The organism is Nonomuraea rosea (assembly GCF_039539705.1).
Lineage (GTDB): Bacteria > Actinomycetota > Actinomycetes > Streptosporangiales > Streptosporangiaceae > Nonomuraea > Nonomuraea rosea.
The window spans coordinates 19,274-35,843 of the sequence record NZ_BAABDQ010000024.1 but is presented as its reverse complement, the minus strand read 5'-3'; the positions used below and the strand labels follow the sequence as shown (position 1 = coordinate 35,843).

The window sequence follows — 16,570 nt, the reverse complement described above, 5'->3', positions numbered from 1 at the left end:
GATGGCGCGAGAGACAGAATTCGAAGAACTGCGACCGCTGTTGTTCTCGATCTCCTACCGGATGCTGGGCAGCGTGACCGAGGCCGAGGACGCCGTACAGGAGACCTGGCTGCGCTACGCGGCGACCTCGACGGAGCCGCAGTCCACCAAGGCGTTCCTCTCGGCGACGGTCACCAGGATCTCGATCGACGTGCTGCGCTCCGCCCGGGTCCGCCGTGAGGCGTACGTCGGGCCGTGGTTCCCCGAGCCGCTGCTCACCGACCCCTACCAGGACCCCGAACGCGCCGCGGAGCTGTCCGACTCGGTGTCGATGGCGGCGCTGCTGCTGCTGGAGCGGCTCAGCCCGCTCGAACGCGCCGTCTTCGTGCTCCGGGAGGTGTTCAGGTTCGAGTTCGCGGAGGTCGCCTCCGCGGTGGGCCGCTCGGAGGCGGCCTGCCGCCAGCTCGCCTCACGGGCCCGCCACCACATGCAGGACGGCCGTCAGCGGTTCGAGACCGACCGGACGAAGCGGGCCGAGCTCGCCGAGCGATTCTTCGACGCGCTCAAGGGAGGGGACGTCGACGGGCTGCGCGACCTCCTGGCCGCCGACGCTCAGCTGGTCAACGACGGCGCCGGCAAGATCGGTGGTACGAGCCCCATCTTCGGCGTCGACCGGATCGTCCGGGTGCTGATGATCGCCGTGACGCCGTTCGCCCAGATCGGCGTCATAGTGGAGCCGCGCGAGGTGAACGGCCGGCCGGGCGCGATCATCCGCGACCGCGACGGCAAGGTCGTCTCCGTCTGGACGCTCGACATCCTCGACGGACGCGTCCAGTCCATCCGCTCGGTGGTCAACCCCGACAAGCTCGGGCACCTGGGTCCCGTCGCGGACGCGCACGCGATCATCCGTGAGAAGAACCAGCTTCGCCGCCGGCAGACCTGACCCGTTGTTATGATCAACTTCCTGATCGGAGGGAGTGGCGCCGGGACATGCGGGTGACCATGACGAGCGTTCCGAAGCGGACCGACCACCCGAACGAGGACTTCACCGGCGCCCTGCCCGCGGCCGCGGTGCTGATCGACGGCGCCGGCATCCCCGGCAGCGAATCGACCTGCCGCCACGGCGTCGCCTGGTACGCCGCCCGCCTGGGAGGCGGCCTGCTCGGCCTCTTGGCATCCGTGGGGGACCGCGGCCTTCCCGCCCTGCTGGCCGAGGCCATCGAGCAGGTGACGGACGCGCACCGGGACACCTGTGACGTCGCCGACCCCATCAGCCCGTCGGCGACCGTGGCCGTCCTGCGCCTGTCCGGCGGCCTCGCCGAGTACCTGGTGCTCGGGGACTCGGTCCTCGTGCTCGACAGGGCGGACGGTACGCCGCTCGTCGTCTCCGATCCCCGGGAGGTGATCATCAGCCGGTCGTACGAGCCCGCGCTGGCGGCCGCCGCCCGAGGCGGCGACGAGTACCAGCGGATTCTGCGGGACCTGCGCGCCAACCGGAATCAGCCGGGTGGCTTCTGGCTGGCCAAGGACGACCCGGGGGCGGCGGACGAGGCGATCACCGGAAGCTGCCCGATCGCCGAGCTGACCGGCGCCGTCCTGCTCAGCAACGGGGCGAGCCGCATCGAGGACCGCTTCGGGCTCGCCGGCTGGCCGGAGGTCATGGCCGTGCTGGCGTCGAGCGGGCCCGGTGAGATCATCCGTCGCGTCCGGCAGGCGGAGGCGCGCGACGGGGTCGCGGCGGACGACGCGACGATCGCGTACTGCACCGACCTCGGCGCGGCCTGACCGCCGGCGGCGCGCCCGTCCGGGGGCGCCGTATTACGGGGGCGCGGGAGATGATCGAGCTGCTGTCCGGGCCGTTCTCCGGGCGCATCAGGGAATGCGCGAGCGACGACTGCCCGCTGGTGTTCGTCGACACGTCCCGTCCCGGCGCCCGGCGCTGGTGCGCGATGGAGCGCTGCGGCAACCGCCACAAGCTCCGGGCTCTCCGCGCCCGGCGGGCCACCGACGCGTGATCGCCGTGCTCTCGTTCAGCTCGTGACGCCCAGCCTGTGGCGCACCTTGGCGAGCAGGCCCTGCGGGAGCGGCGCGTAGCCGTACAGAGGAAGGTAGGACTGGCCGGCGTCGCCGGCCGTGTAGTTCAGGAAGGCCCGCACCAGCGGGTCGGAGTTCCTGGAGCAGGCGATCTCGTACGTGACCAGCACGATGGGGTAGACGCCCTTTCCCTTGGTCAGATAGTCGAACGCCACCACCAGGTCATCGTCGCCCCCGACGCTCCTGGCGCCTTCCATCGCCTTGGTGGCGCTGTCGGGCGAGGGCGCCACGAACTGGCCGGCGGCGTTGCGCACCTTGGCGGTGAGCAGGTGGGAGTTGCTGGCGAAGCCGTACTCCACGTACCCGATGGAACCCGGGGTGTACTTGACGGCGTGGGTGATCCCCACGGAGCCGGTCACACCCTCCCCGGCGCCGGTCCAGGTGGTGGACGGCGCGTGCGGCCAGTGGCCCGCCGCCTTCAGGTAGGAGGTGACGTTGTGGGTCGTGCCCGAGTTGTCGGAGCGGTGGAAGAGGCTGATCTCGGTGTGCGGCAGGAGCCCGCCGCGGTTGTCGGCGGCGATCTTCGGATCGTCCCACCGGTTGATCCGCCCGCTGAAGATGCCGGCCACGGTGACGGGGGAGAGCTTCAGATCCGGCACGGTGGGCAGGTTGTAGACCAGCGCGATCGGACCCACCACCATGGGCAGATGCACCGCCCGGTTGCCGCAGCGCTTGTCGGCGAGCGCCCGTTCGTCCGATCGCATCGGCACGTCCGAGCCGGCGAACGCGGTCTTGCCGTCGATGAAGTCGCGAATGCCGGCCCCCGATCCGTTGGCCTCGTAATCGATCCGCAGACCGGGGTGAATCCGGTGGAACTCGGCACGCCAGGCGTCCATGGCGCCCTTCTGCGCGCTCGACCCCGAACCGGAGATCGACGCGGAGATCGGCGGGCTCTCGCTCACGTCCTCACGCGTCAGCAGCACGGCACTGCCGAAGCCGATGACGCAGGCGGCCAAGGTGAGAGCAACGACCAAAGCCGCCGTCCATGTCACTCTTGCCACCCGCCAAGCCTATGAAGCGATCATTCAGCGGAAGTTCACCATCCGTCAAACTCCTGGCCCGTGTCCTCAGCCCCTGGGCCCGTAGAGCGTGCCGGCGATGTGCCAGACGATGAGGACGACGAGCCACAGGAGGGCGCGCCTGGTCGGTGGCGGGCCACCGCGGATCAAGGAGACACCCAGGGGGACGAACGCGACGCAGAGGCCGGCCGCGGCGATGATCGACTGCGGTTCGGTGCCCTTGAGCGTCCCGAGCGCGAGCGCCGACATCAGGCCGAGCGCGATCGAGCGGCCCAGCCCCAGGGCGCCGGAGCGGTAGGCGCCGACGGCCAGCACGACCCAGCCGAGGAACGCCGGTCCCGAGAGCGTCCTGAACGGGTGCCAGCGCGTGTCCCGCCAGGCCAGGTAGTAGTCGTCGATCCCGTCGATCATCGCTTGCAGGCCGAAGCTGTCGGTCAGGTGAAAGGCCAGGTGATCGGTGCCGAACTGGAAGGTCCGGGTGAACAGGCCGACGATCACCAGGCAACCGCCCCACAGCGCCCACATCGGGCTGGTGGCGGCGATCCGTTGCGCCAGCGCCATGACCGCCGGCCACAGCAGGACGATCCCGGTGGCGAAGCAGGCGTAGGCGGCGGTGATGAGGGTTGGGTGACGGGTGTAGGCGGCGAGCTGATCAGGGAAGAAGTAGTGGAACGGCGAGCGCAGGAGGATCCCGGCCATGAGCAGGGCCGGGCCGCCGATCAGCGCGACGGCGCTCACCCAGCGTCCGGGAAACGGCGGTTGCCGGCCCAGGTTGGCCGCTGCGTTGCCGGCGCGCCGGTCCGCTTCGGCCTGTCGCCAGCGTGTGATTCGCCCGCGAAGCTCAATGGTCATCTGGTCCTGCCCATCCTGTCGGTGTCGGTGTCGGTGTCGGTGTCGGTGTCGGCGCTGGCGCCGGCGTCGGCGCGTCCCGGCGCGGAACGCCGGGTGCATCAGCATGGTGATGGGCAGCGCGGCGGAGGCGCGTCTGGCTCAGGCCGCATCTTCGACCGGCGAGCCGTACGACCTGGGGTGGATGCGATATCCGACCGTGGTCAGATGCCGGACGACCGGCGAGGCGATAACTTCTCCGTCATGGAGTGGGCTGGGTGGCGGCGCGGCGGCAAAGACGTCGCGGACGCGGTGACGGCGGTCTCCGTGACGCTGATCGTCGGCTACGCCATCGTCGATCCGCCGGGACCGACGTCGTGGTGGCCCGCCTGGTCGGCCTGGCCGATAGCGGTCGTCGTGAGCTTTCCCGTCGCGGTCCGGCGGCGCCGGCCGCAGGCGGGCCGTGGCGGTGTCCCCGATCCGATTTCACCCTGGCCGGCCCGTCGATCAGCGCCGGCGATGGCAACGACATCCTCGACCGAGCCACGCTCGACCGGATCCGCGCGGACTGCCTGGCCGGGGCCGATCCCGGCCAGGCGCCCCAGTCACCCGCGTACGGTGACCTGCGCGGGCTGCCGCCGCTCCTGCTCGCGGCGGGGGCGCGGGAGCTCCTGCTCGACGACGCGCGACGGCTCGCCGGGCTCGCGTCGGCCGCGGGCGTGAGCTGCCGGCTCGACGTCTACGACGGCATGCCGCACGCCTTCCACGCGACCACGCTCCCCGCCGCGGCGACCTTGTTCCGCCGCGTCGCGGAGTGGACCGGCGCCGAGTCGGTGACCCCCGCCTGACCCACCCGGGTCGGTGACCCCCGCCTGACCCACCCGGGTCGGTGACCCCGGGCTGATCTACGCAGGTCGGTGACCCCGGGCTGATCCACGCGGGTCGGTGAACCCCGTGCTGACCCACCGGGTCCGTGACTCTCGGGCTGGCCCACCGGGTCCGTGACCCCTCGGGCTGGCCCACGCGGGTCGGTGGCCCCGGGCGGACCCACGGGGTCGGTGGCCCCCGGGCTGACCGACCCGGGTCTGTGACCCCCGGCTGGCCCACCCGGCCGATCGGCTCAGTGGCGGACGCGGTAGCGGATGTGGGTGGCCTCCGGCGTGTCGATCACTCGGACGATCTCCAGCTCGATCCGCGACGGCAAGGCGTCGAACAGCCGGCGGCCACGACCGAGCAGCACCGGGACCTGATGGATCTGCACCTCGTCCAGCAGCCCGGCCTCGAGCGCCCGCTGCGCCGTGTAAGCGCCGTGCACCAGCACCTCCCGCCCCCCGGCGGCGGCCTTCGCCTGGGCCATCGCGCTGGCGATCCCGTCGGTCACGTACGTCACCAGCGGATGATCCGCGACGGACGGGCCGGGCGGCCGGTGACTGAGCACGAAGGTCGGGACACCGTGATGACCCCCGCCCCAGTGGCCGGCCTGCTCCGCGGTCCGCCGCCCCGCGAGGACGGCGCCGGTCGCGTTGTACTCCTCGTTCAGCCGGCCGGCCACCCCGTCCGTACGGTGGGCCTCTTTGTCCGGGGTGAGGCCCCATTCGTGCAGCCGGATGAAGCCGTCGCCGCCGGGATTGCCCGGTTCGTCGTTCGGACCCGCGATGTACCCGTCGAGTGACATCGACATGTAGAGCACTGATCCAGACATCGAACCCCCTTGATCCGAACTCCGGGCTTCGGCAGGCAATCTAGTGGTCATGAGGGGGCATGACCAGCCGCCAGGAGGCTCGCAGGTCGCTGCTTCATTCCGGCTTCATCGCCGCTCCGGGCCAAGGGATCGGACGTCGGGGAAAGCTCCTAACCGGGCAGCCGCCAGGCGGACGTCCAGAGGCGGGCGCCCGCGCGGCGGTCGAGGCGGCGCAGGAAGGACAGGACGCCCGAGGCCCCCGTGCTCCAGGTGAACCCCGCCTTGTCGAGGTCGTTGCCCGGGAACACGGGGGCCTCGGGCGCGCCGCCGCTGCGCAGCAGCATGAGCTCGACGATCTCCTCGGCGCCGCGCCAATAGGCGTCGTCACCGGTCACCATGGCCAGGTCGATCAGCGACTCGCCGATGCCCGCCAGCCCGCAACACTGCGACACCACCCACGCCTGGGGCGCGATGGCCAGGCACGCCCGTCCGCCGCGCTCGGCCAGCTCCAGATAGCGGTCGTCGCCGTACGCCTGGGCCGCGTGCGCCAGCGCGCCCGCGATGCCCGACATGCCCTGGCACCAGGAGGCGCCCATCGGCCTGGCGCTCGGCCCGGCCAGCTCGCCGAGCAGTGCCTCGGCCGTCACCGCCAGCTCCGCGAACTGCTCTCGCGCCGCCTCGCCCGCCGCCTGATCGCCGGTGACCTCGTGATAGGAGAGCAGGAAGTCGGTGCAGCCGGCCGCGCCGTGCGCGTAGGCGGCGTCCACGGCCACGCCGGTGTCCGGCTGGGCCGGGGCCACGGCGTCCTCGGACTCGGTGACCTCTCCCGCGATCAGCAGCCTGGCGCACTCGGTGGCCACGGCGAGGTGGCCGGAGCCGGGCTCGATCGCCGCGAGCGCCAGATGGCCGGCGCCGATCCCGGCCACGCCGTGCGCCTGGTCGGCGCGCTGATCGCCGTTCAGGAGGATGGGTGTCGGGGGCTCCAGCTCTGGTACGGCGGTCAGGCGGGCGGCGGTCAGGAACAGCGCCGTGCCGGTACGCCCGAAGTAGAGCGCGGGCGGCAGCGCGGCGGGCGGCATGACGCTCGCCGTCCACCGGGCCAGATCGGCGGCCACGGTCTTGGCCTCCGGGTGGTGCAGCAGCTCCATCCCGATTCCGGCCGAGCCGCCGTAGACGTTCGTGACGGGCGGGCTCGACCTGCGGGCATCGGCGGGGCCGTCCATGAGGCTCTCGGCGAAGCGGGCGCACTCGCGCGTGGTACGCGTCAGCACCTGTGACAGCAGGTCCCCGGTGAAGCGGACGGCCGGAACGGGCCGTACGTCAGCAGGCCCGCCGCCCAGGCGGCCGGATCTGAGGTCGGCGGCGGCTTCCGTGCGCCGCGCCGGGTCGAGGCTCATGAGCCGCGGCAGCAGACCCACGACGCCCGTCGTGACGCCGGGGAACATGCGTTCCAGGCACGCCAGCGTACGTTCGGCGTTCGTGGCGTTGTCCGGGTCGATCATGATCGGGTTCATGCCTGCGCAGGCGAAGAAGAGGGTCGCGCCCAGGGAGAAGTAGTCGTCCGCCGGCTCTGAGTCGCGGCCCGTCCGCTGGTCGGGCACGCTGTAGCCGCGGGTCCAGCCGGGCAGTTGCAGGCTGTCGTACCTGCTGTTGCCGAAGTCGATCAGCGTGCAGCGGCCGTCGTCGCCGAGCACCACGTTCTTCGGTGAGAGGTCCCTGATCACGACGCCGCGGGCGTGCACCGCGTCGAGCACCGCCAGCAGGTTCGCGGCCAGGGCGCCCAGGTCGCGCTCGCCGCCGCCGTCACGGAACAGGCCCTGCTCGCCGACGTACCGGTTGAGGTCGAGGCTGCCCGCGTCGGTCATGACCAGGAACTCGTCCGCGCCATGCCTGAAGTGGTCGATCGGCGCGGGCACGCCCGCCACGCCGCGCAGGGCCTTGAGCACGCGAAGCTCGTTGCGCAGATACATGCGCAGGTCCCAGCCCTCGGTGTTCTCCCCGACGTAGGCGCGGGCCTCCTTGACGATCACACGGCGGCCGGTGGGGCCGGTGGCGCGGTAGACGTTGCCGCGCGGGCCGCGCACGACGCCGGAGGTGAGGCGGTAGCGGTTGCCGATCAGCCGCGCGGGCTGCTCGCCGTCCCCGGCCGGGCCCTCTTCTGATGGCTGCTCCGATGGGCGGAACGGGTCGGTGGCCCAGGGTGGGCAGGAGAACTCGGGACCTGCGGCGCCGGGCAGCGCCGCACCGTCCGGGCCCATGATCACGAGCTCGAAATCACCGTTGTCGTCCACCCGGTATCGAGGGGCGAAGGGCGCGTACCGGTAGTAGACGGGCGCGTCCTGCCGTACCCGACGGTCGCTGGCGATGCGCGGCGCGGGCATGTCCGTGAGGGCGTCGGCGAGGGCGTGCCCGAGCGCGACGACCGCGTCCTGCGCGGGATAGGCCGTGATGGCCTTGCCGACCGCACCCGCGTCGAGGTCGCCGGAGTTGAGCTCCCTGAGCATCTCGGGGGAGCGCACCACCTTGAAGTCGCAGCCGGCGGCGAGCAGGACGGGCAGCGCGCGGTCGAGCGTTTCGCCGAGGGTGCCGGGACGTGCGGAAACGTGAATTTTCCAGCCTTGCACCGGAATATCGGCGAGCGGCGCGTGCACGCTTACCCATGTGTCGTCGGCGTAGATTTCCCTGCCATTCATATCGGCAAATCGGGTAAGGATGCCGGTCACATTCACGGCGGCGGTCGCGTCCATGTCTCCACTCCGGTAACCCGTGCGAAACAAGGGCGGCACAATAGCACGTGACGCCCTTTTCAGGTCATGGCGAAGCGGCGGTTTCGCAGCCGCGAAACCGCACGCCCCTTATTGCCGGATTACACGATGGAAGGGCAGCAGGGGAAGCTGCTGCACACCGTGCGCTTGCAGGTGTTGACGCAGGCCTGCGGGCCGTGCAGCAGCGCGGTCAGCTCACCTTCGAAGTCGACCTCGAAGTCTTCGAAGTCGAGTACGCCCGCATCGCGGGGCTCCAGGGCCAGAACGGACATGGGGGGCTCCTTTCCGTGGCCGCGGGTGGGCGGCCATCGTCGATCCCGGGCCAGAGACGGCACTTGGTAGACGCCGTTACCCAAGCCCTGACCGTGACTCAGATTCGTGGTCACAGCCAAACGGACGCATTATGTGCATATATCAAGATGCCTGTCTATAACCGATCTGTAGCCCGTCCGGCACAGACCGGAATGCGCTTGCCTGACCTTTACACGGCCGCAGGGGTGATCTAGCTTGTCATAGTGATTTGTCGCCTAACGCCCATCGCATGACGTTTTGGGGAAGGTTGCGGCGCCGGGCCCCCGCTCCGCCGGTGGACAAGGCGGGCCTGGTGGCGCAGTACTGGGAGAGCCATGACGAGGAGCTCCTGACCGCGAGTCTGCGCAAGATCGCCCGCCGGCTGCCCGCCCTGGTGACCGCCGCGCTGCGGCTGGCCTGGCAGGCGAGCGCGCCCGACACGGTCGTCGCCCTGGCGGGCAACGTCCTGGCCGGCGTGTTCACGATCTACGGGCTGATGGCGACCTCGGACGTGCTGGGCTCGCTGTTCGCCGCGGGGCCGACCCCCGATCGGGTACGCGGTGCGCTGCCCGCCCTGGCGCTGGTGGCCGTGGCGGCCGGGCTGCGTGGCGCGCTGCTCGCCGCGGCGGGCTGGGCGCAGGCCAGGCTCAAGCCGCAGGTCGAGAGGCTGGCGGAGACGCGGCTGTTCGAGCTGACGACGCGGGTGGAGCTGGCGGCGTTCGACGACGACGACTTCCACAACGCGATGCGCCGGGCCCGCGACAGCGGCGTGCCGGACACGGCGAACGTGGTCGAGGCGACGATCTCCGCGCTGACGGGCCTGGTCGGCGTGCTGTCCGCGACGGTGGCGCTGGGGGTGCTCCACCCGGTTCTCATGCCGCTGCTGCTGATCACCGCCGTGCCCGCGGGCTGGGCGGCCGTACGCGCCGCCCGCCTCGGCTACCAGGCCTTCTACCGGCTGTCGGCGGCGCGGCGGCGCAAGTTCATGCTCTCCGATCTGATGGCCGAGCGCCTGCCGGCCGCCGAGGTGCGCGCGTTCGCGCTGCGTGACTTCCTGCTCGGTGAGTACGCCAAGGTCGCCGACCTCGAACAGGACGTCCAGCTCGACGTCGCGCGCCGCCGTACCGGCGTCAAAGCCACCGGTGACCTGCTGACCGGCGGCGCCACGCTCGCCGTGTACGGCGCGCTCGCCGCGCTCCTGGCCGCCGGCGTGATCCCGCTGGCCGTGGCGGGCACCGCCGTACTCGCGATCAGGACCGGGCAGTCCTCGCTCGCGGGCCTGATCCAGACGCTCAACCGCCTCTATGAGGCCGGGCTGTACTTCGGCGACTACCTGGCCTTCCGCGAGCTGGCCGGGACCCGGATCCCGCCGGACCCGGGCACCGAGCCGGCCGGGCTCGGCCGGCTCGCCGCCGACCGGATCACCTTCACCTACCCGGGCGCGGGACATCCCGCGCTGCGCGAGGTCAGCGTCACGGCCGGCCGGGGCGAGGTGATCGCGCTGGTCGGCGAGAACGGCTCGGGGAAGACCACGCTGGCCAAGGTGCTGGCCGGTCTGTACCGGCCGCAGTCGGGGACGATCCGCTGGGACGGCCATGACCTGTCCGACGTCGACCTGCGGCGGCTCGTCTCGGTGATCGCCCAGGACCACACCCGCTGGCCGCTCACCGTACGCGAGAACATCCTCATGGGAGGCCCGCTCGACGAGGAGCGCCTGGCGGACGCCGCCGCCGCGGCCGGCGCCGACGAGGTGGTCTCCGCGCTCCCCCTCGGGTACGACTCCCTCCTCGACCGGCGCTTCCGCGGCGGCCACGACCTGTCGGGCGGGCAGTGGCAGCGCATCGCGGTGGCGCGCGGGTTCTACCGCGACGCCGAGCTGGTGATCTTCGACGAGCCCACCTCGGCCCTCGACGCGCGGGCCGAGCACACCCTGTTCGAGCGCATCCGCAAGCACGCCGAAGGGCGGGCGATCGTGCTGATCACCCACCGCCTGGCCAGCGTCCGGTACGCCGACCGCATCTACGTCCTGGACCGGGGCCGCGTCGCCGAGCAGGGCACGCACGCCGAGCTCATGGCCCGCGACGGCGTCTACGCCGAGCTGTACGGCCTGCAGGCGGCCGCCTACCGGCTCGACGAGGCGCTTCCCCGCGAGCCGGTCACATGATCGAGCCGGCGTCGGCCGTTTCCGGGTCCGCGTACCTGGCGTTGATCGCGGTGCTGCTGTACGCCGTGGTGGGCAAGGCACGTGACGTCCGGGCCTTCGCCGCCGCCATCGGGGGCTACCGCCTGCTCCCCGGCCGCCTCACCGTGCCGGCCGCGTACCTCGTGATCGCGGCGGAGGTCGCCGCGGCCGGGCTGCTCGCCGCTCCGCCGGCCCGCCGGTGGGGCGCGGTGCTCGCCGGGCTGCTGTTCGCCGCGTTCCTCACCGGGATGGCGTCGGTGCTCAGCCGCGGCCTGCGCGTCGCCTGCGGCTGCTTCGGCGGCGACGCCGACGCGGTCAGCCCGCGCACGCTGCTGCGCACCGGGCTGCTGCTGGTCCTGGCGGTGCTCGCCGCCGTCGCGGGCGGAACCGGGTTCAGTCCGGCGCACCTGCTGTTCGCGCCGTTACTCCTGGCGGCGGCCCTGCTGCCGCCGGCGCTCATCCGCTCATCCGCCCCGCCCGCGCCGGGCCCGCGGCCCGGCGACCGCTTCGTCCTGTCGGCTCCGCCCGCCGGCCACCCGGTCCTGTACGCGCTGATCTCGCCGTCCTGCGGCTTGTGCTCGGCGATGCTGCCCGCCTTCGCCGCCGCCGCGAGCCGCATGGACGTCGTCCTGGTCGGCGCCGCGAGCGAGGAGGAAGTCCGCGCCTACCTCGACGGACATGGTGTGGACCTGCCGCTGGTCATCGACCCCGGCGTCTTCGAGGCCAACGACATCCCGTGGCCGCCGTACGCGGTGCTGACCGGCCGGGACGGAGTCGTCCTCGCGGCGGGCGGCGCGGCCGATCCCGTACGGCTGACCGAGCTGATCGACCTGGCCACAGACCGCATCACGGGATAGACCCGGCCGCCGGCGCTGCCGCGACGAGCAGCGGCCGGATGCCGGCGGCCATCGCCCGCCGGATCGGCCCCGGGGCGAGCTTCATCTTCGGGACCGACCTGCTGGTCGACGGCGGCGTCATCGCCTCGGCTCAGGCGTCGAGGTCTCCGTTGAGGTAGCGCCCTGGCGAGGTGCCGACCGTCCGGCGGAACGCGGCGAGGAAGGCGCTCGGGGTCGCGTACCCCACGGCGTGCGCGGCCTGCGACACCGGCCGGCCTTCGGCGAGGAGCGGCAGTGCGGCCCGCAACCGCATGTGGGTGCGCCAGCGGTCGAAGCTCATCCCCGTGTCACGGACGAACAACCGGGTCAGGGTACGCCGGCTCACCCCGGCGGACCGCGCGTGGGCCTCCAGGCTCCGGGAGTCCGAGGGGTCGGCGAGCAAGGCGTCGGCCACGGCGCGCACGCGTTCGTCCACCGGAAGCGGAACGTCGATCGGCAGCGCGGGCAACGGCCGCAACAGGTCCAGCACCACCGCCTCGGCCCGCAGCCGCGCGTCGTCGGCGAGCTCCTCACGGGCGAGGTAGCCGAAGAGCTGGGCGAGGAGCCCGTCTACGCCGACCGCGGTGGGCTCCGCCCAGTCCAGGGCGCACCGCTCCGGGTCGAAGTAGAGACCGCACAGCACGGCGTCGCGGGTCGCGCCCGTCCGGTGGACGACTCCCGCCGGCAACCACAGCGCCCGAGCGGGCGGCAGGACCCAGTACGAGTCGCCGACGGCGACGCTGAGCACACCGCTCCGCGTCCACGCCAGCTGGTGGTGCGTGTGGCTGTGCGGGGAGATCCACTGCCCTGACGCCAGCGGGAAGCGCCCGACCACGATCACTCCTGGCCCGGCCGGGACCGCGGTGTCGCCGGCTTCGATCACGCGTGTCCTCATGACGACATTGTCTGGCCTCATCGCGGATTGTGGCCACCTTCGTCGGCGAATAGCGTCGTCGGGGTGCTGATCTATCCCTTTCGCTGGATGAACAGGCAGTCCTCGTCGGCGGGACGCCGGTCGTGACGCCGGTGCCCGGCCTGGTCGCCGGTCGCCGCCGGGCGGCGCTGGTCGTGCTGTGCTTCGTACAGTTCATGCTGATCCTGGACGACACCGTGGTGAGCGTCGCCCTGCCCAGTCTCCGCGAGGACCTGGGCTTCGGCGGCCCGGGGCCGGCCTGGGTCGTCAACGCGTACTTCCTGGCGTTCGGCGGGCTGTTGCTGCCGGCCGGCCGCGCGGCCGACCTGCTGGGCCGGCGCCGCGTCTTCCTCGCCGGGGTGGCGCTGTTCGGCCTGGCGAGTCTGGCCTGCGGGCTCGCCCAGCAGCCCTGGCAGCTCGTGGCGGGGCGGTTCGTCCAGGGCGCGGGCGCGGCCATGGCCGGCCCCGCCGCGCTGTCGCTGATCACCCTGTTGTTCCCCGGCACCGGGGAACGCGCCCGAGCACTGGGGATCTGGGGCGCCGTCGCCGCGCTGGGCGGCACCACGGGCCTGCTGATCTCCGGTGTGCTGACCGGCCTCGTCTCCTGGCGCTGGATCTTCCTGATCAACCTGCCCGTGGCGGCGGTGGCCCTCGCGCTGGTGCCTCGCCTGGTGGCCGAGAGCCGGGCCGCCCGCCGGGCGCGCCTGAACCTGCCCGGCGCCCTGCTGGGCACCGCCGCCGTGGTGTCCCTGGTCTACGGCCTGCTGCAGGCCGGCGCATCGGGCTGGGCGGACGCGGCCGTCATCGGTCCCCTTGTCCTGGCCGCCGTGCTGGCCGCCGGGTTCGTCCTGGCGGAGTCGCGGGCGGCCGAGCCGCTGGTGCCGATGTCGTTCCTGGCCGATCGGACGCGTGCCGTCGCCAACGGGGCGACCCTGCTGTTCTCCGTGGCCATGTACGCGATGGCGTTCCTGCTGATGATCCACCTGCAGACCGTGCTCGGGTACGGCCCGCTCCAGGCCGGCCTCGCCTACCTGCCCTACGGCGCCGGAATCCTGCTGGGCATGCGGCTGTCCGCCCGCATGATGACGAGGATCGGAGTGCGCTGGACGCTGGTCCTGTCATTCCTGATCAGCTCGGCCGGGCTGCTGCTGCTGTCCGGCGTGGCGGCGGGTGACTCGTACGGGTTGGGCGTGCTGCCCGGCATGCTCGTCACGAGCCTGGGATGCGGGCTGACCCTGCCGGTCCTGGCGGTGGCCGCGCTCACGGGCGCCACCGGGGAGGACGCCGGTCTCGGCTCGGCCTTGTTCAGCTCCGTGCAGCAGATCGGCGGGGCGGTGGGGGTGGCGGCGCTGGTCACCGTGGCGGCGGGCGCCCTTCGTACGGCGCAGGAGGGCTTCTCGCTCGCGCTGACCGTCGCCGCCGCGCTCGTCGTCCTCGGCGCCGTCCTCATCGCCGCCCTGCTCCGGACCGGTCGCCCGGCCGCCGCGTCCGATTCCGCCGCTCACCGGACTCCAGCACGTCAGGGATGATCGCTCAGGGCCGCGGTCACGTCTCTCGCCGGGGCCCTTGCCGGCTTGAGTGCGGACAGGGCCGGGAACGTCGCCAGGAGCGCGGCGGTCAGCGCGGCGATGCCGAGGAACGCCTTCTGCACGCCGGTGGCGTCGGCGAGCAGGCCGAAGTAGGCCGGGCCGACGAGATAGCCGAGGTAGGCGACCGTGGAGATGGCGGACGTGGCCCGTCCCCGTGACCGGTCGGGGACCGGCCGGAGCCCGTAGGACAGCAAGGTGGGAAAGAGCACCGACGTGCCCGCGGCGGCGATGATGACGCCTGCCAGCGCGAGCGGCAGCGTCGGTGCGAACGCCGTGAAGAGGCCGCCGGCCGTGGCGATCACACTGCCGCCGGCCAGCGTGGCGATCGGGTGGCGCAACGTGATCGTGGCGACGACGACACGGGACAGGGCGGCCGTCGTGGCGAACGCCGCCGGCGCCAGGGCGGCCAGCGGCGGCGCGGCCGCGAACGCGTCGGTCAGCAGGACGGCGCTCCAGGACTGGTAGGCGTTCTCCGACGCGAACGCCAGCGCGCCGATCCCTCCGATCACGAGCAGCGCGATCCGCCACGACCCGAGACCGGCCCGCGCCTGCGCGACCCGGCCCCCGGACGCGACGGCGTCGTCGGCGAGTGCCGAGCGTGTGGCGGGGGCTGAGCGCGTGGGGGCAACGCTGGCGGGGGTCGAGCGCGTGGCGGCGTCGCCGACGGGGGCCGATCGTGTGGCGGCGACGACGGCCACGCCGAGTGCCACGGTGACCACGGCGCTCGCGGCGAAGTTCACCAGCACGCTGCCGGCCATCGCGGCGAGCGCGCCGGCGCCCAGGCTGGAGAGCGCGACCGTGGCGGAGAACGCCGCATGCGAACGGGCCACGACCGGGCGCCCGGTCCGCTGCTCGACCGTCGCCGCCAGCGTGTTGATCGCCACATCAGCGGCTCCGGAACCGGCCCCCGTCAAGAGCGCGCCGGCGCACAACGCGGCATGGCTCACCGACACGACGGAGAGCACGAGGCCGGTGATGCCCAGCAGCGCGAGCAGCACTCCGGCGACACGCAGCCCGAGCGCGTCGACGAGCCGTCCGGTCAGCAGCATGGCGGGCAGGGCTCCGGCGGCCACGAAGAGCAGCGCGACGCCGAACTCCGCATCGCTCACGCCGGCTTGGTCTCGCAGCAGGGGGAGCGTGGCGCCCCACACGCCCCAGAAGGCGCCGAATCCGGCGAAGCCAAGGAACGGCGCCGCCCGGAACATCGAAGTTGACATATGTGTAACGCTACACAAATAAGATGGCCCCGTGCCGACCAACCGCAGACGCGTGACGCTGAAGGACGTGGCGGCTCGTGCCGGGGTGTCACCCATGACCGCCTCCTACGCCTTCACCCGCCCGGCCCGGGTCGCGCCCGCCACCCGCGACCGCGTGCTCAGGGCGGCCGACGAGCTGGGGTATCACCCCGACGCCGTCGGCCGGGCGCTGAAATCCGGCCGTACACAGCAACTCGGGGTGGTCTTCTGCGAGCACCTGGCGTACGCCTTCGACGACCCCCAGGCGGCGCAGTTCCTGGCCGGGGTCGCGGAGGTCTGCGTCGAGGAAGGCCGGGGCCTCACCTTCATCCCGACCCGGGGCGACGCCGACGATGCCGACCGGGTGCTGTCCGCGGCCGTCGACGGCTTCGTGCTGTGGACCACCGCCGAGGACGATCCGGTGCTGGCGGGGGTCGCCGGCGACCCCCGCCCCGCCGTCATCCAGGGCGGTCCCGCACGGCAGGGGATCGCGTGCGTCACCCAGGACGACTGCGGGGCCGCCCATGCGGTCGCCGCCCAGGGGCTCCGCGACGGCCGGACGCCCGTGGTGATCTCGTTCCCGCTCGATCGCGATCGTGAGCGCATGATGACGACCGGCGCGAACCTGCCGCCACACGCACCGTTCCCCGTCACCGACGCCCGCCTGCGCGGCTACCGCGCCGCCATCGAGCAGGCCGGGCTCAGCTGGACGAGCACGCCGATCGCGGTCGTGGCCCGCAACACGCAAGGAGACGGCTTCTCGGCGGCGCGCGAGCTCGCCCCCCAGCTCACCCCCGACGCACTGATCATCGCCATGAGCGACGAACTCGCCACCGGGGCCCACCAGGCCCTCCGGGAGACGCACCCGGCGGCCGCCTACCTCGGCTGGGACGCGTCACCGGCGGGCCTTCGGCTCGGCATCACGTCCGTCACGAACCCGCTGCGAGACCAGGGCCGCCGCTGCGCCCTCCTGGCCCTCAAGCCCGACCAGCCGAACGACGAAGAGATCCCGTGGACCATCGCCTCCGGGCCGGAGCCCGGCTGACCTGCGGTCTCGCGGCCTGCGATGCCCGCCCGATCTCTGCGCGGAGGCCGGTGCCGGCGACTGGGGTGGCCCGC

The 16,570-nt window shown here is 72.6% G+C and carries 15 protein-coding genes; 8 read left to right on the top strand and 7 right to left on the bottom strand.

Features of this window, described 5'->3' with window-relative positions; genetic code table 11:
- The first annotated feature begins 1 nt into the window (after position 1).
- From ABEA43_RS40990 to ABEA43_RS40980, 3 genes are read left to right on the top strand one after another with little or no spacing between them, the layout of a single operon-like run.
- On the top strand, positions 2–922 hold the full coding sequence (locus ABEA43_RS40990; protein WP_345570720.1) for an RNA polymerase sigma-70 factor: 921 nt from the start codon (positions 2–4) through the stop codon (positions 920–922).
- 59 nt (positions 923–981) lie between these two features.
- Entirely contained in the window at positions 982–1,764 is a 783-nt protein-coding gene (locus ABEA43_RS40985) for a protein phosphatase 2C domain-containing protein (protein WP_345570719.1), read from the top strand.
- 50 nt (positions 1,765–1,814) lie between these two features.
- Positions 1,815–1,994 (top strand): CGNR zinc finger domain-containing protein, encoded by a 180-nt coding sequence (locus tag ABEA43_RS40980; RefSeq protein WP_345570717.1) that lies wholly within the window; start codon positions 1,815–1,817, stop codon positions 1,992–1,994.
- A gap of 15 nt (positions 1,995–2,009) precedes the next feature.
- Here ABEA43_RS40980 and pstS read toward each other — a convergent pair whose 3' ends face one another.
- Both pstS and ABEA43_RS40970 read right to left on the bottom strand, forming a co-directional pair.
- Entirely contained in the window at positions 2,010–3,074 is a 1,065-nt protein-coding gene (pstS, locus tag ABEA43_RS40975; protein WP_345570715.1) for a phosphate ABC transporter substrate-binding protein PstS, read from the bottom strand.
- Positions 3,075–3,140: 66 nt separating this feature from the next.
- Positions 3,141–3,830 (bottom strand): hypothetical protein, encoded by a 690-nt coding sequence (locus ABEA43_RS40970; protein ID WP_345570713.1) that lies wholly within the window; start codon positions 3,828–3,830, stop codon positions 3,141–3,143.
- Between the two features lie 467 nt (positions 3,831–4,297).
- On the opposite strand from ABEA43_RS40970, the gene ABEA43_RS40965 reads away from it, so the two are divergent.
- Positions 4,298–4,768 (top strand): alpha/beta hydrolase fold domain-containing protein, encoded by a 471-nt coding sequence (locus ABEA43_RS40965; RefSeq protein ID WP_345570712.1) that lies wholly within the window; start codon positions 4,298–4,300, stop codon positions 4,766–4,768.
- A gap of 272 nt (positions 4,769–5,040) precedes the next feature.
- Here the strand turns inward: ABEA43_RS40965 and ABEA43_RS40960 are convergent, their stop codons facing one another.
- From ABEA43_RS40960 to ABEA43_RS40950, 3 genes are all read right to left on the bottom strand, one after another.
- Complete coding sequence (locus ABEA43_RS40960) at positions 5,041–5,622, bottom strand: dihydrofolate reductase family protein (protein WP_345570710.1); 582 nt, start codon at positions 5,620–5,622, stop codon at positions 5,041–5,043.
- Positions 5,623–5,771: 149 nt separating this feature from the next.
- Positions 5,772–8,294 carry a class IV lanthionine synthetase LanL gene (gene lanL / locus ABEA43_RS40955; protein WP_345570708.1) on the bottom strand — a complete coding sequence of 841 codons (2,523 nt, stop codon included), beginning with the start codon at positions 8,292–8,294 and terminating at the stop codon, positions 5,772–5,774.
- A gap of 173 nt (positions 8,295–8,467) precedes the next feature.
- Positions 8,468–8,638 carry an SflA family class IV lanthipeptide gene (locus tag ABEA43_RS40950; protein WP_345570706.1) on the bottom strand — a complete coding sequence of 57 codons (171 nt, stop codon included), beginning with the start codon at positions 8,636–8,638 and terminating at the stop codon, positions 8,468–8,470.
- A 269-nt stretch (positions 8,639–8,907) separates the two neighbouring features.
- Between ABEA43_RS40950 and ABEA43_RS40945 the strand changes: the two genes are divergently transcribed.
- Both ABEA43_RS40945 and ABEA43_RS40940 read left to right on the top strand, forming a co-directional pair.
- The gene (locus ABEA43_RS40945; RefSeq protein WP_345570704.1) at positions 8,908–10,821 is read left to right on the top strand and encodes an ABC transporter ATP-binding protein; all 1,914 of its coding nucleotides are present in this window, start codon (positions 8,908–8,910) and stop codon (positions 10,819–10,821) included.
- A complete protein-coding gene (locus tag ABEA43_RS40940; RefSeq protein ID WP_345570703.1) occupies positions 10,818–11,696 on the top strand; it encodes a MauE/DoxX family redox-associated membrane protein in 879 nt (292 codons plus the stop codon). Before ABEA43_RS40945 ends, ABEA43_RS40940 begins: the two co-directional genes overlap by 4 nt.
- A 130-nt stretch (positions 11,697–11,826) precedes the next feature.
- Here the strand turns inward: ABEA43_RS40940 and ABEA43_RS40935 are convergent, their stop codons facing one another.
- Entirely contained in the window at positions 11,827–12,609 is a 783-nt protein-coding gene (locus tag ABEA43_RS40935) for an AraC family transcriptional regulator (RefSeq protein ID WP_345570701.1), read from the bottom strand.
- Between the two features lie 122 nt (positions 12,610–12,731).
- On the opposite strand from ABEA43_RS40935, the gene ABEA43_RS40930 reads away from it, so the two are divergent.
- Positions 12,732–14,156, top strand: a complete 1,425-nt coding sequence (locus tag ABEA43_RS40930) for an MFS transporter (RefSeq protein ID WP_345570699.1) — start codon at positions 12,732–12,734, stop codon at positions 14,154–14,156.
- On the opposite strand, the gene ABEA43_RS40925 is transcribed toward ABEA43_RS40930, so the two are convergent.
- A complete protein-coding gene (locus tag ABEA43_RS40925; protein WP_345570697.1) occupies positions 14,147–15,433 on the bottom strand; it encodes an MFS transporter in 1,287 nt (428 codons plus the stop codon). The genes ABEA43_RS40930 and ABEA43_RS40925 overlap by 10 nt on opposite strands.
- A gap of 31 nt (positions 15,434–15,464) precedes the next feature.
- Between ABEA43_RS40925 and ABEA43_RS40920 the strand changes: the two genes are divergently transcribed.
- Complete coding sequence (locus ABEA43_RS40920; RefSeq protein WP_345570695.1) at positions 15,465–16,496, top strand: LacI family DNA-binding transcriptional regulator; 1,032 nt, start codon at positions 15,465–15,467, stop codon at positions 16,494–16,496.
- The last annotated feature ends 74 nt before the right edge of the window (positions 16,497–16,570 follow it).

Coding starts and splice junctions, on each gene's coding strand:
- ABEA43_RS40935 (WP_345570701.1), bottom strand. CDS start 12,609: ATGAGGACACGCGTGATCGAAGCCGGCGACACCGCGGTCCCGGCCGGG.
- ABEA43_RS40980 (WP_345570717.1), top strand. CDS start 1,815: ATGATCGAGCTGCTGTCCGGGCCGTTCTCCGGGCGCATCAGGGAATGC.
- ABEA43_RS40990 (WP_345570720.1), top strand. CDS start 2: ATGGCGCGAGAGACAGAATTCGAAGAACTGCGACCGCTGTTGTTCTCG.
- ABEA43_RS40960 (WP_345570710.1), bottom strand. CDS start 5,622: ATGTCTGGATCAGTGCTCTACATGTCGATGTCACTCGACGGGTACATC.
- lanL (WP_345570708.1), bottom strand. CDS start 8,294: ATGAATGGCAGGGAAATCTACGCCGACGACACATGGGTAAGCGTGCAC.
- ABEA43_RS40950 (WP_345570706.1), bottom strand. CDS start 8,638: ATGTCCGTTCTGGCCCTGGAGCCCCGCGATGCGGGCGTACTCGACTTC.
- ABEA43_RS40985 (WP_345570719.1), top strand. CDS start 982: ATGACGAGCGTTCCGAAGCGGACCGACCACCCGAACGAGGACTTCACC.
- ABEA43_RS40940 (WP_345570703.1), top strand. CDS start 10,818: ATGATCGAGCCGGCGTCGGCCGTTTCCGGGTCCGCGTACCTGGCGTTG.
- ABEA43_RS40945 (WP_345570704.1), top strand. CDS start 8,908: ATGACGTTTTGGGGAAGGTTGCGGCGCCGGGCCCCCGCTCCGCCGGTG.
- ABEA43_RS40925 (WP_345570697.1), bottom strand. CDS start 15,433: ATGTCAACTTCGATGTTCCGGGCGGCGCCGTTCCTTGGCTTCGCCGGA.